The 15,733-nt window shown below is 27.6% G+C and carries 14 protein-coding genes and 1 tRNA gene; 8 read left to right on the forward strand and 7 right to left on the reverse strand.

Features of this window, described 5'->3' with window-relative positions; all coding sequences use genetic code 11:
• Window positions 1-45: 45 nt before the first annotated feature.
• Window positions 46-564, forward strand: coding sequence for a thioredoxin family protein (locus MPF13_RS09445; protein ID WP_249982258.1), 519 nt, complete (start codon window positions 46-48; stop codon window positions 562-564).
• Between the two features lie 2 nt (window positions 565-566).
• On the opposite strand, the gene MPF13_RS09450 is transcribed toward MPF13_RS09445, so the two are convergent.
• Genes MPF13_RS09450 through surE form a run of 5 tightly spaced genes read right to left on the reverse strand, consistent with a single transcriptional unit; the run spans window position 567 to window position 5,278 of the window.
• Entirely contained in the window at window positions 567-2,585 is a 2,019-nt protein-coding gene (locus tag MPF13_RS09450) for a ComEC/Rec2 family competence protein (RefSeq protein WP_249982259.1), read from the reverse strand.
• Between the two features lie 37 nt (window positions 2,586-2,622).
• Entirely contained in the window at window positions 2,623-3,105 is a 483-nt protein-coding gene (locus tag MPF13_RS09455) for a C40 family peptidase (protein WP_249982260.1), read from the reverse strand.
• Between the two features lie 7 nt (window positions 3,106-3,112).
• Window positions 3,113-4,222 (reverse strand): lipid-A-disaccharide synthase, encoded by a 1,110-nt coding sequence (lpxB, locus tag MPF13_RS09460; protein ID WP_249982261.1) that lies wholly within the window; start codon window positions 4,220-4,222, stop codon window positions 3,113-3,115.
• A 10-nt stretch (window positions 4,223-4,232) separates the two neighbouring features.
• A complete protein-coding gene (locus tag MPF13_RS09465) occupies window positions 4,233-4,520 on the reverse strand; it encodes a hypothetical protein (RefSeq protein WP_249982262.1) in 288 nt (95 codons plus the stop codon).
• Window positions 4,508-5,278, reverse strand: a complete 771-nt coding sequence (gene surE, locus MPF13_RS09470; RefSeq protein WP_249982263.1) for a 5'/3'-nucleotidase SurE — start codon at window positions 5,276-5,278, stop codon at window positions 4,508-4,510. Before surE ends, MPF13_RS09465 begins: the two co-directional genes overlap by 13 nt.
• A 243-nt stretch (window positions 5,279-5,521) precedes the next feature.
• Here surE and MPF13_RS09475 point away from each other — a divergent pair, with 243 nt between their 5' ends.
• Both MPF13_RS09475 and MPF13_RS09480 read left to right on the forward strand, forming a co-directional pair.
• Entirely contained in the window at window positions 5,522-7,651 is a 2,130-nt protein-coding gene (locus MPF13_RS09475; protein WP_249982264.1) for a carboxy terminal-processing peptidase, read from the forward strand.
• A 72-nt stretch (window positions 7,652-7,723) separates the two neighbouring features.
• A complete protein-coding gene (locus tag MPF13_RS09480) occupies window positions 7,724-8,164 on the forward strand; it encodes an acyl-CoA thioesterase (protein ID WP_249982265.1) in 441 nt (146 codons plus the stop codon).
• Between the two features lie 56 nt (window positions 8,165-8,220).
• On the opposite strand, the gene MPF13_RS09485 is transcribed toward MPF13_RS09480, so the two are convergent.
• Window positions 8,221-9,849 carry a sodium/sugar symporter gene (locus MPF13_RS09485; protein WP_249982266.1) on the reverse strand — a complete coding sequence of 543 codons (1,629 nt, stop codon included), beginning with the start codon at window positions 9,847-9,849 and terminating at the stop codon, window positions 8,221-8,223.
• Between the two features lie 165 nt (window positions 9,850-10,014).
• Between MPF13_RS09485 and MPF13_RS09490 the strand changes: the two genes are divergently transcribed.
• From MPF13_RS09490 to MPF13_RS09505, 4 genes are read left to right on the forward strand one after another with little or no spacing between them, the layout of a single operon-like run.
• Entirely contained in the window at window positions 10,015-11,007 is a 993-nt protein-coding gene (locus MPF13_RS09490; RefSeq protein WP_249982267.1) for a GntR family transcriptional regulator, read from the forward strand.
• A 7-nt stretch (window positions 11,008-11,014) separates the two neighbouring features.
• A complete protein-coding gene (locus MPF13_RS09495; RefSeq protein ID WP_249982268.1) occupies window positions 11,015-11,905 on the forward strand; it encodes an aldose 1-epimerase in 891 nt (296 codons plus the stop codon).
• 10 nt (window positions 11,906-11,915) lie between these two features.
• The gene (galK, locus tag MPF13_RS09500) at window positions 11,916-13,064 is read left to right on the forward strand and encodes a galactokinase (RefSeq protein WP_249982269.1); all 1,149 of its coding nucleotides are present in this window, start codon (window positions 11,916-11,918) and stop codon (window positions 13,062-13,064) included.
• Window positions 13,065-13,082: 18 nt separating this feature from the next.
• Window positions 13,083-14,105 carry a UDP-glucose--hexose-1-phosphate uridylyltransferase gene (locus MPF13_RS09505; protein ID WP_249982270.1) on the forward strand — a complete coding sequence of 341 codons (1,023 nt, stop codon included), beginning with the start codon at window positions 13,083-13,085 and terminating at the stop codon, window positions 14,103-14,105.
• 57 nt (window positions 14,106-14,162) lie between these two features.
• On the opposite strand, the gene MPF13_RS09510 is transcribed toward MPF13_RS09505, so the two are convergent.
• Window positions 14,163-14,244, reverse strand: a tRNA-Leu gene (locus tag MPF13_RS09510).
• An 89-nt stretch (window positions 14,245-14,333) separates the two neighbouring features.
• Between MPF13_RS09510 and MPF13_RS09515 the strand changes: the two genes are divergently transcribed.
• The gene (locus tag MPF13_RS09515) at window positions 14,334-15,722 is read left to right on the forward strand and encodes a dipeptidase (protein WP_249982271.1); all 1,389 of its coding nucleotides are present in this window, start codon (window positions 14,334-14,336) and stop codon (window positions 15,720-15,722) included.
• Window positions 15,723-15,733: the final 11 nt, after the last annotated feature.

The following is a 15,733-nucleotide window of genomic DNA, read 5'->3' on the forward strand; positions in this document are numbered from 1 at the left end:
CTTCTTTTAGTGTAAATTCGGCATATATTTTGCGACTCTATTATTATGAAAAAATCAATTTTAATTTTAACGCTATTTTTTACTCTATTTTCTATAAATGCTCAAGAAAATGTAAAATGGTTGTCTTTTGAAGAAGCTATTGCTTTAAACAAAGAAAACCCAAAACCTATATTAATTGATGTTTACACAGATTGGTGTGGTTACTGTAAAAAAATGGATTTAAACACCTATACTAACAAAACAATTTCTAACTATATAAATAAAAATTTTTATGCCGTAAAACTTGATGGTGAAGAAAAAAAAGATATCATTTATAAAAACTATACTTTTAAATTTCAGAAAGAAGGAAGACGTGGTTACCACCAATTACCAGCTACTTTAATGAATGGAAAAATGTCTTATCCTACAACTTTGTTTATGTCTGTTGATGAAAAAATATTAGACAGAATTCCAGGTTATTTAGACAAAACTATAATGGAAAAAGTATTGGTTTATTTTTCTGAAGAAAAATATAAAAACCAAAATTGGGTAGAATTTGAAAAGACTTTTGAAAGTAAATTATAAATTTATTCTTTAATAATAAAAGCACCTTTTTGACCTGTGTAATAAAAAGGAATTTTATTAATTAAGCACGTTTTTTCCCATCTTAAAATATAACTTTTATAATTAGAACCATCTGCAATAATTTGAGATGGTTTTATTTTTTTAATCATTCTTGTAAGATTTATTTTAGGTGAATATTGCAATACAATTATTGGCCTGTTTAAGTTAACAACATTATAAATACCTAGGCTATCTATTAGTAAAATATCTTTGTTATAAAACTTAATATAGTTTTTAAAATTTATTTCTGCTACCTCATTAATTCCTTCTGAAACTTTGTAAGAACTTATACTGTTTTCTTTTTTTAGCTTTAAACTATCTAAATTATGTTGTAAAAGTAATCGCTCTCCTATTCTTTTTCCTATTACAGAAAATCTACTTTTATGAAAAACAATAATTTCATTTTTGGTTTTATTTTGATTTAATTCTACCATAAAAACACCCTGTAATATTAATATAGAAATTAAAAAATATACTAATTTTTGGGGCGATTTTTTAATTAAGAAATAAACTCCTAAAATGATAAATATATAACAACAAATCATCATCAAAAATGAGATAAATATTTCTTTAAATAAAAATTCTTCTTGATGTGATATCCAACTAACAAAGGCATTCATTAAAGAAATAATGGTTCCATAAAAATCTGCTAAAAACTGAGGAAGTATATTTATTAAAGAAGTAGCAATTACCAAAACACCTCCTATTAAAATTGCTCCTAAAAAAGGAATAATTACTAAATTAGAAGCTAAAAACAAACCAGGAAATTGTTGAAAATAATAAATACTTAAAGGTAAAATACCTGTTTGGGCAGCAATTGAAACAGTAAATAACTGCCAAAAGAAATCTATAATTTTATTTTTTGGTTTCCAAATAGAATAAATTTTTGGTTGGGTCCATAAAATACCAAAAACAGCCAAATAACTTAATTGAAAACCAACATCAAACAAAAACATAGGTTTTATTAGTAACAAGAAAAACATTGAAGTTACAAACGAAAACGCTACAACATTCTTTCTATTAAAAGACATTCCTATTGCTAAAAAAGTAAACATTGTAACAGCTCTAACCACAGAAGCAGAAAGTCCTGCAATAAAAGCAAACATCCATAAAAGAAAAACTATAACTACAGTCTTTATAAATTTACCATATTTTAATTTTTCTAATGGTGTAAAAATAAACGATAAAATCAATAATATAATTCCTACATGTAAGCCAGAAACTGCTAAAATATGAATAGCTCCAGCTCTTTGATAATCTGTAATTAATTCTTTAGAAATATCTTGTCTCTGCCCCAATAATAAAGCATTAATTACTGCCAATTCATTATCCTTAAAATTATATTTCTTTAACGATTTTTGAATCTGATTTCTAAATTTTGATGACAAACCAAATAGCGTATTTGATTTCGTATTTAATTTAAAAAATTGGTTTTTATCAATAAATAATTGATGGTAAATTCCTTGTTTTTCTAAATAAGATTTATAATTAAATTGATGCGGATTTAAAGGTGGTATCAACTCTTTAATTGCTGAACTTACAAGTAGTCTTTCATCTACTTTAAAAGGATTTATAACACTATCTTTTTTAACATTTAAAAGAATAACACCATTTGTTTTTACGGTATCTACATTAATAATTTTTGCTTCATATTTTAAATAGAAATTTCCTGGTTTTAAAACTTTATGAATTTGCAATACAATTTTAGAGTTGTCTTGTATATTATTTTCATAAAAAGAATCATAATTTCTATCATCATTTATTACTACAGAAGAAACACCAAGTAAAAAGAAGAGGGTAAATGCGATTAAAGTTCTTAAAACTTTGTTTTTAAAAATAAACAAAGTAATTGATAGAAGTCCTAAAACTAAAAATGTTTTTAGAAAACTAACAGTCCAAAAATTAGTAAAAAATTGAGAACATATTCCAAGAATCCCAAGCACAACAAAGTGCAAGGGTAAATAATTAAATAACCTTTTCATAGCAAGTTAAAGTTACTAAAAAAACTTTAATTGCTTATTACAAGATTTTTGTTGCTTTTACAAAGGCTTTTTTCCAGTATTTTTCTGACAAAGAAGAAACAATAACTCCTTTAGATGAAGTTGCGTGTACAAACCTAATGTGTCCTTTTATATTAGAAACCACCAAACCAACATGGTTTATCCTTCTTCTTCTATTAGAAGTTCTAAAAAATAATAAATCTCCTTTTTTAACTTTATTTAAAGAAATTTTTTGTCCTTTTTTAGCCATGTCTCTAGAAACTCTAGGTAAGTGAACTTTTTCACTTCCAAAAGCAACAAATACAATTCCAGAACAATCCATTCCACTTCTAGTAGTACCACCAAATCTATATCTAACACCTTTATATTTTAGGGCTTCAGCTACAATTTTATCAACTTTAGATAATGGTGGTTTCTTTTTATTTTTAACAACTGTTTTAGATGATGAACAAGAGCTCATCACCAAAGAAAAAACAACCATTAAAAACACTATTTTTTTCAAACTGATACTATTTTAATTTGCTTACAATTTGTTTGGCAACTTTTTCTGAAGCTCCTTTACCTCCTAATTTAGATTCTAACTCAAAATACTCTAAAAACAATTGTTCTCTATAATCTTCATCTAAAATTTTAGTTAATTCTGTTTTTAAATTTTTTGTATTAAAATCATTCTGAATTAACTCTTTAACCACTTCTTTATCCATTATTAAATTTACCAAAGAAATAAATTTTAAAGTGATAATTCTTTTGGCTATTTGATAAGAAATATTTCCTCCTTTATAGCAAACAACTTGTGGTACTTTAAACAATGCTGTTTCTAAAGTTGCTGTACCAGAGGCAACCAAAGCAGCATAAGAAATACTTAATAAATCGTAAGTTTTATTATTTATAAAACTTACTTTTTTATTTCCTATAATATTTTTGTAAAAACTTAAATCTTGACTTGGAGCTCCAGCAATTACGAATTGATAATCAGAAAAATCATCAATTAAAGACAACATTACAGAAAGCATTTTGGTAATTTCTTGCTTTCTACTTCCTGGTAACAAAGCTATAATAGGCTTGTTTGATAAGTTATATTCTTTTTTAAATGCTATTTCATCTACTTGTTTTCTATCAGCAATTCCATCAATTAAAGGATGACCTACAAAATTTACATCATAACCTTGTTTTTTGTAAAATTCTTTCTCAAAAGGAAGAATTACAAACATAGTATCTACATCTCTTTTAATATCTTTTACTCTACTTGCTCTACTTGCCCAAACTTGTGGAGAAATGTAATAATTTGTTTTAAAACCTTGTTGTTTAGCCCATTTTGCTACACGTAAATTAAACCCTGAATTATCAATAAAAATAATTACATCTGGGTTAAATTGAGAAATATCTTTTTTACAAAACTTTATAAAACCTAATACTTTAGAAAGATTCATTAAAACTTCGAAAAAACCCATAAATGCTCTTTCTTTATAATGACTTACTAAGGTTCCTCCTACATTTTTCATTAAATCTCCTCCCCAAAATCTAATGTCGGCATTTGTATCTTCTTTACACAACTCCTTCATTAAATTTGCTCCATGTAAATCTCCAGAAGCTTCACCAGCAATAATATAATATTTCATGTTTTCTATATTAGAAAAATTTTAAAACTAGAGTTGTAAATGCTATTAAAATAGTAGCTAATAAAACCCCTTTAGCTTTATTGTCTTGTTTCTTTTTTAAAAAGATAAAGAATACAAATAGATTTGGTATTGCAGCCAAAGACAATACTTTTCCATACAATTTCCCTTCTTTTATCAACTCTAAAGTTTCGTAAAAACCAAACTTAGATATGTATTCTAAATATATAAACACACCTCCAAAAGTGGCAAATAATGAAACTAAAACACCAATTAAAATATGTTTTTTTACAGTTCCCAAGAATTTAATTTTTGAATCATATGGTGTGCAGTCATATCAAACTGAACTGGTACAACAGAAACATATCCATTTTCTAAAGCATAAATATCTGTATCCTGACCTTTGTCTTTGTTAACAAACTCGCCAGAAAGCCAATAATATTCTTTACCCATAGGGTTTTTACGTTTATCAAAATCTTCTCGCCAATATCCATTTGCTTGTCTGCAAATTTTAACACCTTTTATTTCTTCCTTTTTTAATTTAGGAATATTTACATTTAAAACAATTCCTTCTGGTATTCCATTTAACAAAGCATTTAATGTTATGCTTTTAATATACTCTTCAGCTGGTTTAAAATCTGCATGCCATTTAAAGTCTAACAAAGAAAATCCTATTGCAGGTATACCTTCAATTCCTGCTTCTAAAGCAGCACTCATAGTTCCTGAATAAATTACGCTTATTGATGCATTAGAACCATGATTAATACCAGAAACACATAAATCTGGTTTTCTATTTAAAATTTCATTCACAGCCATTTTAACACAATCTGCAGGTGTACCAGAACAAGTATACTCTAATTGTGGGCCTTCATCTATAGTTATTGGATTACAAGTTAAAACATTATCTACTGTAATTGCATGCCCCATTCCACTTTGTGGACTATCAGGTGCAACAACAACAACTTCTCCTATTTTATTCATTATTCTAATTAGAGCTCTTAATCCTGGAGCTGTAATTCCATCATCATTAGTAATTAAAATTAATGGTTTGTCTTGCATATTTTAAATTTTAATTACAAATGTAATTGATTTTAACTGTTTTCTTTTTAACATTTTGTAAAGAATAATTTTTCTCTTTTTTACGTAACATTGTGTTTAACAACCAAAATTTATACTAAACAAACCATTTAATTCTTTTTAAAAGAATACAACACTAACAGTAATTAGAAAAATTTGGCATTATTTTAGTAGTTTAGCAAAGCACAACTTGTAATAAACAAACAAAATCACGACAGAAGATTTATGAAGACGAAATTAAAAATTACCTCATTTATATTAGCATCTCTAATACTTGTTTGCAGTGTGCAAACGCAAGCAACAAATTCAATAAACAATTCAGATCCAGAAAAAGATAAAATCTTAGTTTATATTTTAAGAAATATTTTAACTAGAAGTCATTTTGTTGTAAAACATATGAATGATGATTTTTCTGAATATGTTTTTAATGAATTTATTAACGGTTTAGATCCTAATAAAAGGTATTTTACTCAAAAAGACATCAAAGATTTTTCTCAATATAAATATGATATTGATAATCAATTATTAAATGAAGATGTTACTTTTTACAACTTAGTATATGAAAGATTTACAAGTAAAATTAAAAATGCTAAATCTTATTATGGAGACTTGTTAGCACAACCTTTTAATTTTAATAAAAAAGAAACAATTGATGTAGATTATGATAAAATTCCTTTTGCCAAAAACGAAAACAAGCTTATAGATCATTGGCGTAAACAATTAAAATTAAGCACATTAATTAGAATTCAAAATAAAATTGAAAAACAAGAAGCTGCAATTTTAAAAGATAAAAAATTTAAAAAAAGAAAGTTTAAAGAACTAGAAAAAGAAGCAAGATTAGAGGTTCTAAAAAACATGGATGATCTTTACGTAAGAATTGAAGAGTTAGAACATGAAGATTGGTTTTCTACTTTTTTAAATAGTGTAGTTGGTGCATTTGACCCTCACACAACTTATATGGCACCAAATATTAAAGAAAGATTTGACCAAGACATGTCTGGAAAATTAGAAGGTATTGGAGCTAGATTACAAAAAAAAGGAATTTATACGCATGTGTTTGAATTAGTTTCTGGAGGTCCTGCTTGGAAACAAGGAGAATTAGAAGCTGGCGATATTATTTTAGAAGTAGCTCAAGGAAGAAAAAAACCTTTAGATATTGTTGGTATGCGTTTAGATGATGCCATTAAATTTATAAAAGGAAAAAAAGGAACAGAAGTAAGACTTACTGTTAAGAAAAAAATGGATGGTTCTACTAAAATAATTTCTATAATTAGAGATGTAGTAGAGTTAGAAGAAACTTTTGTTAAATCTAGTATTGTAGAAAAAGATGGTAAAAAATACGGAATTATTGATTTACCAAAATTCTACATTAACTTTAATGAAGCTAACTATAGAGATTCTGCTAAAGACATGGAAAAAGAAATTGAACGTTTAAAAAGCGAAGGTGTTTCTGGTTTAATTGTCGATTTAAGAAATAATGGAGGTGGATCTTTAAAAACAGCTATAGAAATTAGTGGTTTATTTATTAATCAAGGCCCTATTGTTCAAATTAAATATAGAGGAGAAAATCCTATCGTTAAAAAAGATATAGATCCAAAAATACAATGGGATGGAGCTGTAGTAGTTTTAGTAAATGAATTTTCTGCATCTGCATCAGAAATATTTGCTGCTGCTATGCAAGATTATAAAAGAGCAGTTATTATTGGTGGAAATCAAACTTATGGAAAAGGAACTGTACAAAGTGTTTTACCTATAAATCAATTTACCAAATACAATAAAAACTTAGGTGCCTTAAAAATGACTATTCAAAAATTCTATAGAATTAATGGAGGTTCTACTCAAATTGAAGGAGTATATTCTGATATTGCAATACCAAGTAGATATAGTTATATGAAATTTGGTGAAAGAGATTTAGAAGGTGCTTTAATTTGGGATAAAGTAAAGCAAGCAGATTATATTCAAACAAATTCTTATGAAAACTTTTCTGATGTAATTTTTAATAGTAAACAAAGAATTGCAGCGGATTCTAAATTTAAATTAATTAATGAATATGCTAAATGGTTAAAAGAAAATCAAGATGATACTTCATATTCTTTAAATTATAAAATGTTTGCAAAAGAAAATGAGGTTCGAGAAAAAAATGCTGAAAAATTTAAATATGTTTTCGATTACAAATCAGATTTAATATTTACATCACCAAAATACGAACAACTACTTTTTAAAAACGATACTGCTTTAGCAGACAAAAGAATTGCATGGCATAAAAATTTATCTAAAGATGTTTATGTTTTTGAAGCTCTAAATGTTTTAAGCGAATTAAAATTAACTTCTGCTAATAAAATAGTTAAACACTAAAATTTAATACAATTTTAAAAATACTATAACCTGATAATATTTTTTATTATCAGGTTTTTAAATATCCAAAAAATGAGTTTTAAAGTAACTTTTACAACAAAATGGGCAGATTTTGACCCAAACAGACATATGCGTCACACAGCATACAATGATTATGCAGCAGAATTAAGAGTACGTTATTTTAGAGATCAAAATTTCTCTATCAATGATTTTACCAAACACAATATTGGACCTATACTTTTTACAGAAGAAACTTCTTTTAGAAAAGAAATTCATTTAGGAGAAAATATAACTGTAGATTTTAAAATAGCTGGTTTATCTAAAAACAATGAACGCTGGAAAATTACCCATCAAATTTTTAACGAAGCTGGTAAATTATCTGCAATTGTAAAAGTTTATGGAGCTTGGATTGATTTAACAAAAAGAAAGTTAACAACACCTCCAAAAGAAGCACAACACCTTTTTGATAATGCTGAAAAAAGTGAAGACTATAAAGAAATTATAATGACATAATACTAAACAAAAAAACCTCCAAATTGGAGGTTTTTTTGTTTATAAATGTTGTTTTTTTACCAGAATAAAGAATAAAGAACTGCAAGTAATATACATACAATCATAGATCCAATATTAAACAACGGAGTTGTTTTAAATAAATCTTTAGAAATTTCAATTCCTTTAGGATCATCAGCTCCTTTATTTTGAATGTTACTCATTATAACAATTATAACAATTGTTAATAAAGTAGTTATACCCATTTGGTGCATCCAAGGCTCGAAAACTGGAATAGGAATAAATTTTAATGCTAATGCAATTGGTATTGATAATACAGCTCCCCAAATTGCAGCGTTGTTTGTAGTTTTTTTCCAGAATAAACCTAATAAGAAAACTGCTAAAATACCTGGACTCACAATTCCTGTATATTCTTGTATAAATTGAAATGCTTGATCAATACCCCCTAATAATGGAGCTACAATAACAGCAATCAATAAAGAAACTGCAGCAGAAATTCTACCTACATTAACAGTAGTTTTATCATCTGCATTTTTATTAATGTATTGTTTATAAATATCCATTGTAAAAATAGTAGAAGTAGAATTTAACATAGAAGCTAAAGAAGAAACAACTGCAGCAGCTAAAGCAGCAAAAGCAACACCTTTAAGTCCTGTTGGTAAAAACTGTAACAACCAAGGGTAAGCTTTATCAGCTTGTTCTGCAGAAGGCATATTTAACATACCTACTTCTCCTAAATTTGCCATAATAGATGGGTCATTAACCATTACATAAGCAGCTATTCCAGGAATTACAACAATTAACGGAATTACTAGTTTTAAAAATGCTGCTAATAAAATACCTTTTTGAGATTCTTTTAAAGATTTTGCAGCTAAAGTTCTTTGAATAATATATTGGTTGAATCCCCAGTAATATAAATTGGCAACCCATAAACCACCAACTAACACCCAGATACCAGGTAAGTTTACATAATTGTCATTAGTTTCTTCTAAAATCATATGAAACTTCTCTGGAGCAGCTTCTACTACTTTAGAAAAACCAGCTAACATTCCTTCTCCACCAGAAACTGTATTTAAAGCTAAATAAGTAGTTACTAAACCTCCTAAAACTAAAAACACTACTTGTATTACATCTGTCCATGCAACTGCAGACAAACCTCCATATAATGAATATGCTGCTGCAAATAAAGCAAGACCTATTATGGCATACATCATATCTACACCCATAATAGTTTCTATTGCTAAACCTCCTAAATATAAAACTGAAGCAAGATTTACAAACACATAAAGACCTAACCAAAAAACAGCTAAAATAGTTTTTAAGTTTGTTGAAAAACGTTTTTCAACAAATTCAGGTATTGTATATAAGCCTTTTTCAATAAAGATTGGTAAAAAATATTTACCTACTATTATTAATGTTAAAGCTGCCATCCATTCATAAGAAGCAATTGCAATACCCAAAGCAAAACCAGAACCAGACATTCCAATAAATTGCTCTGCAGAAATATTTGCTGCAATTAAAGACGTACCAATAGCCCACCAAGGTAGAGATTTACTTGCCAAAAAGTAATCTTCTGCATTCTTTTGATGCCCCTCTTTGTCTCGAGAAACCCATAATCCTACACCTAAAATTAAAATGGCATAAGCTATGAAGACTATATAGTCCCACATTTCAAAACCTGCTGTCATAATCGTTAATTTGTTTAGTTATTTATTAATTTTAATCAAATATATGCATATAAAATATAGAAATGTATCTGAGGTTCCAAAAGTATGTCCCTCTCAGTACATATTTTTCAAACTGGTAGGGTTAGGTAGGTTTTTTGTAAATTTTAACTTATATTTGTAGGTACAATGATAGAGGTTAAAAAAAAAATAGGGATTCCAATTTATAAGCAAATTATTAGCACTATAGAAAATGCTATTGAAAAAGGTGAGCTTAAAAAAGGTGATAAACTTCCGTCTATAAATACTATAAAAGATAAAAACCAACTTTCTAGAGATACAGTTTTAACTGCCTTTAACGAATTAAAAAATAGAGGAATTATTCAATCTATAGTTGGTAAAGGATATTATGTTTCTAGTGAAAACATTAATGTACATCAAAAAGTATTTTTACTATTTGATGAATTAAATTCATTTAAAGAAGATTTGTACAACTCTTTTTTAGAAAATTTAAATCATAATATTGAAGTAGATATCTACTTTCATCATTTTAATGAAACTATTTTTCAAAAATTAATTAGAGACAATGCAGGCGATTATAATAGTTATGTAATTATGCCAGCTAATTTTCAAAATACAATTCATACAATTCAGCTTTTACCTAAAGACAAAGTTTATATTTTAGATCAAATTCATAAAGACTTAAAAGATTTTCCTTCTGTTTACCAAAACTTTGAAAAAGCCATTTATAATAATTTAAATAATGCTTCAGAATATATTTCTAAATACAAAAAACTAAAGCTAGTTTTTTCAGAACTAAAACAACCAAAAGGTATTTTAAAAGGGTTTACAAAATTTTGTGAAGAAAAATTAATTCCTTACGAAATTTTAAAAAAAATAGAGGATAACTCATTAGAAAAAGATGAACTTTATATTCTTCTTGATGATAAGAGTTTATTGAAAATTATTAAAAAAATGAAAATGCAAAATTTTTCATTAGCTAATGATATTGGTGTTATTTCTTATAATGACACTTTATTAAAAGAAATTGTAGAAGGTGGTATAACAACCATAACAACAGACTTTAATGAAATGGGTAAAAATTTAGCAAAAATGATTTTAAATAAAGAAAATAAGAAAATAGAAAACCCAAACAAATTAATAATTAGAAACTCAATTTAACTATATCGTGTATACTATAAAACATAATCAACAAACAAATATTTTAGAAATTAAAAATTCTGAAAGTAACGTTTATGGAAAAATATATTTAGACCAAGGAGCAAGTTTGCAAGAATTAACTTTAGACGGCAAATCTATAATTCAAAACTTAAACCCTCTTAGTTATGAAACCACATATGCATCCTCTATTTTATTTCCTTTTGCTAATAGAGTTAAAGATGGAATTTATTCTTTTAATAATGAAAGTTTTCAATTAGAAACAAATCAAAAAGAAGAAAATAACGCACTACATGGGTTTGTTTATAATAAAACTTTTAAAGTTATAAAGACAGAAGAATTAAAAAATTCTGCAAGCATTACTTTAGAATACGAAGAAACAAATAAAACTAAAGGTTTTCCATATACCTATTTTATTCAAGTAGTGTATACTTTTAAAAATGACATGTTAAGTTTATCTATTAATATAAAAAATACTGATAACAAAACATTTCCATTTACTCTAGGATGGCATCCATATTTTATTAGTGATAATTTATATAAAAGCTCTATAAATTTAGATTGCAAGCAAAAACTAATAATTGGAGATAGAAATATTACAACAGGTACTGAAGAAGTAAACTCTGTAATTACTTTAGATATAGAAGACGAACAATTAGATGATTGTTGGGTATTAAACACAGATAAAGTTCAATTTATAACGCCAACTTATAAACTAAATTTCGAATCTTCTGTAGAAGAAAATTTCTTACAAGCTTATACTCCACCAAGAAAAAACACAATAGCCATAGAACCAACAACTGGTGTTTCTGATAGCTTTAACAACAATATAGGATTACAATCTTTAAAACCAAATGAAGATTATTCCATTACATGGAAAATAAATATTATTAACAATTAACTATACTAAAATGAGTGCAACACTAATTAAGGATGTAAAAGAGACATTCATCAAAGAGTTTAATACAGAACCTTTATTGATTTTTTCTCCTGGAAGAATCAATATTATTGGAGAACATACTGATTATAATGATGGTTTTGTTTTTCCTGCTGCTGTAAATAAGGGAATTGCTGCTGCTGTTCAAAAAAGTGATTCTGGTTCTTGTACAGCTATCGCTTTAGATTTAGATAGCACAATTAAATTTGAGCTTGACAAACTAAAACCATCTAAAGAAGGTAGTTGGGAAAACTATGTTTTTGGTGTTGTTGCAGAAATACAGAATAGAAATAAAATTATTGGAGATTTCAACATCATTTTTAAAGGTAATATACCAGGAGGAGCAGGTATGTCTTCTTCTGCAGCTCTAGAAAATAGTGTTGTTTTTGGATTAAATGAATTATTTGATTTAGGCTTAACTAAACACGAAATGATCCTTATTTCTCAAAAAGCAGAACATAACTATGTTGGTGTTAATTGCGGAATTATGGATCAATATGCAAGTATGTTTGGTATAAAAGACAATGCATTGCATTTAGATTGTAGAACAGTAGAATCTAAACCATATAAAATAGATTTTAAAGATCATCAATTAATGTTGATAAACACTAATGTTAAACATAGTTTATCAGATAGTGCTTATAATGATAGACGTTCTGCTTGTGAAAGTATTTCAGAATTATTAGGCATTAAAGCATTAAGAGATGCAACAGAAGCAGATTTAGAAACTGTAATAGACAAAGTTACACCATCTAACTATCAGAAAGCTTTATACATCATACAAGAAAACGCAAGAACAATAAAAGCGGCTAAAGCAATAGAAAATAACGATTTAGAGTTATTAGGATCTTTAATCTATCAATCTCATGCAGGTTTATCTGACCAATACAAGGTAAGTTGTGATGAGCTAGATTTTTTAGTTACTCAAGCTAAAAAAAATAAACACATATTAGGAGCAAGAATGATGGGTGGTGGTTTTGGTGGTTGTACCATTAACTTAATAGCAAATACAGAAGCAAAATCTTTTGCAGAAACAGCTTCTAAAGCATACAAAAATAAATTTGGTAATGAATGTTCAGTATATTTTATTGAACTTTCTGAAGGAACACATATTGTAAAATAAAATATTAAGAAATTTAAAATGAGTAATACAAACTTACAAGATTATTCGCACAAGCGATTTAATATTCTTACAGGAGAATGGGTTTTAGTATCTCCACATAGAGCTAAAAGACCATGGCAAGGACAAAATGAAGAAATAAATAACGAAAAAAGACCAACTCATGATGAGTCTTGTTATTTATGTGCTAGAAATACTAGAATTAGCGGAGATGTAAACCCAGATTATAAAGATGTTTTTGTTTTTACAAACGACTTTGCTGCACTTCAAAACGATTCACCAACTTTTAATGTTAACGAAGGGCTATTAAAAGCACAAAGTGAAACTGGAATTTGTAAAGTAATCTGTTTTAGTCCAGATCATTCAAAAAGTTTAGCAGATATGTCTGCTTCAGAAATTCAAAAAGTTGTTTTTGCATGGCAAAAAGAATACACAGAATTAGCTGCAAATCCAGATATTAATTATGTTCAGATTTTTGAAAACAAAGGTTCAGTAATGGGATGTAGCAATCCTCATCCTCATGGACAAATTTGGAGTCAATCATCATTACCAAATGAAGTTGATAAAAAAAATACGCAACAATTAAATTATTACAACAAGAATAACAGTAGTTTATTAGGTGATTATTTAGCACAAGAATTAGAAAAACAAGAGCGAATTATTTTTGAAAATGAAGGCTTTGTAGTTTTAGTTCCTTTTTGGGCAATTTGGCCTTTTGAAGCTATGATAGTACCTAAAAGACATATTTCTAATATTTTAGAAATGACTGAAAAAGAAACATTGCAATATGGTGAAGCAATTGCTGTATTAACAAAAGCATATGATAAGATTTTTAACACATCTTTTCCATATTCTTCAGGAATTCATCAAGCACCTACAGATGGTAATGAAAATAAACATTGGCATTGGCACATGAGTTTTTACCCTCCATTATTAAGAAGTGCTTCTGTAAAGAAATTTATGGTTGGTTATGAAATGTTTGGAACTCCACAGAGAGATATAACTGCAGAACAAGCTGTAAAAATGATAAAAGATTGTTTGTAGAATTAAACAATTATTAAAAAATAAAAAGCTTCTCAAAAAATTGAGAAGCTTTTTTTGTACAGGCGGAGAGACTCGAACTCTCACACCTCGCGGCACTAGATCCTAAGTCTAGCGTGTCTACCAATTCCACCACGCCTGCAATTTGGACTGCAAATATAAACAAACATCGCAAATTACAAAGTAGTTAATTATTATTTTTTATTTTTGATTGAAATTTAAAAATAATTAATGAAAACTATAAAATCTTACATAAACAACAATAAATCACGATTTATCAACGAACTTTTTGAACTTTTAAAAATTCCATCTATAAGTGCAGACTCTGCTTACAAAAAAGATGTATTATTAACTGCAGATTTTGTTTTAGATAGCTTAAAAAAAGCAGGTTGTGATAAAGTAGAACTATGTGAAACTCCTGGGTATCCAATTATTTATGGTGAAAAAATCATAGACAAAAACTTACCAACTGTTTTAGTTTATGGCCATTATGATGTACAACCTGCAGACCCTATTGACTTATGGACTTCTCCTCCATTTGAACCTGTAATTAAAAAAACAGAGATTCACCCTGAAGGAGCAATTTTTGCAAGAGGTGCTTGTGATGACAAAGGACAAATGTACATGCATGTTAAAGCCTTAGAATACATGACATCAACTGGTAATTTACCATGTAATGTAAAATTTATGATTGAAGGTGAAGAAGAAGTTGGTTCAGAAAGTTTAGCTTGGTTTGTACCAAGAAACAAAGAAAAATTAGCCAATGATGTTATACTAATTTCTGATACAGGAATGATTGCAAACGACATTCCATCAATAACAACAGGTTTACGTGGTTTAAGTTATGTAGAGGTAGAAGTTACAGGTCCTAATAGAGATTTACACTCTGGTTTATATGGTGGTGCTGTTGCAAATCCTATTAATATTTTAACCAAAATGATTGCTTCTTTACACGATGAAAACAATCATATTACAATACCTGGTTTTTACGATAAAGTAGAAGAATTATCAAAAAATGAAAGAGCGGAAATGGCAAAAGCACCATTTTCTTTAGAAAATTATAAAAATGCTTTAAAAATTAATGATGTTCATGGAGAAAAAGGTTATTCTACAAACGAACGTAATTCTATTAGACCAACTTTAGATGTAAACGGAATTTGGGGAGGTTATACTGGTGAAGGAGCAAAAACTGTAATTGCAAGTAAAGCTTTTGCAAAAATTTCTATGCGTTTAGTTCCTAATCAAGATTGGAAAGAAATAACAGAATTATTTAAAAATCACTTTGAAAGTATAGCTCCTAAATCTGTAAAAGTAGTTGTAAAACCACATCATGGAGGACAAGGTTATGTAACACCAATTGATAATATTGGTTACAAAGCAGCAAGTAAAGCTTATGAAACAAGTTTTGGTAAAACTCCTATACCACAAAGAAGTGGTGGTAGTATTCCTATTGTTGCCTTATTTGAACAAGAATTAAAAAGCAAAACTATTTTAATGGGCTTTGGTTTAGATTCTGATGCAATTCACTCTCCTAACGAACATTTTGGAGTTTGGAATTACTTAAAAGGAATAGAAACAATTCCATATTTTTATAAATATTTTACTAAACTATCTAAATAAATCAAACTATA

The organism is Polaribacter sp. Z022, assembly GCF_023555495.1.
In the GTDB taxonomy this organism is placed as follows: Bacteria; Bacteroidota; Bacteroidia; order Flavobacteriales; family Flavobacteriaceae; genus Polaribacter.

What these genes read in the sequence shown, in the direction of transcription:
- surE (WP_249982263.1), bottom strand. Translation starts at nt 5,278, where the DNA reads ATGCAAGACAAACCATTAATTTTAATTACTAATGATGATGGAATTACA.
- galK (WP_249982269.1), top strand. Translation starts at nt 11,916, where the DNA reads ATGAGTGCAACACTAATTAAGGATGTAAAAGAGACATTCATCAAAGAG.
- MPF13_RS09450 (WP_249982259.1), bottom strand. Translation starts at nt 2,585, where the DNA reads ATGAAAAGGTTATTTAATTATTTACCCTTGCACTTTGTTGTGCTTGGG.
- MPF13_RS09485 (WP_249982266.1), bottom strand. Translation starts at nt 9,849, where the DNA reads ATGACAGCAGGTTTTGAAATGTGGGACTATATAGTCTTCATAGCTTAT.
- MPF13_RS09445 (WP_249982258.1), top strand. Translation starts at nt 46, where the DNA reads ATGAAAAAATCAATTTTAATTTTAACGCTATTTTTTACTCTATTTTCT.
- MPF13_RS09475 (WP_249982264.1), top strand. Translation starts at nt 5,522, where the DNA reads ATGAAGACGAAATTAAAAATTACCTCATTTATATTAGCATCTCTAATA.
- lpxB (WP_249982261.1), bottom strand. Translation starts at nt 4,222, where the DNA reads ATGAAATATTATATTATTGCTGGTGAAGCTTCTGGAGATTTACATGGA.
- MPF13_RS09505 (WP_249982270.1), top strand. Translation starts at nt 13,083, where the DNA reads ATGAGTAATACAAACTTACAAGATTATTCGCACAAGCGATTTAATATT.
- MPF13_RS09515 (WP_249982271.1), top strand. Translation starts at nt 14,334, where the DNA reads ATGAAAACTATAAAATCTTACATAAACAACAATAAATCACGATTTATC.
- MPF13_RS09490 (WP_249982267.1), top strand. Translation starts at nt 10,015, where the DNA reads ATGATAGAGGTTAAAAAAAAAATAGGGATTCCAATTTATAAGCAAATT.
- MPF13_RS09480 (WP_249982265.1), top strand. Translation starts at nt 7,724, where the DNA reads ATGAGTTTTAAAGTAACTTTTACAACAAAATGGGCAGATTTTGACCCA.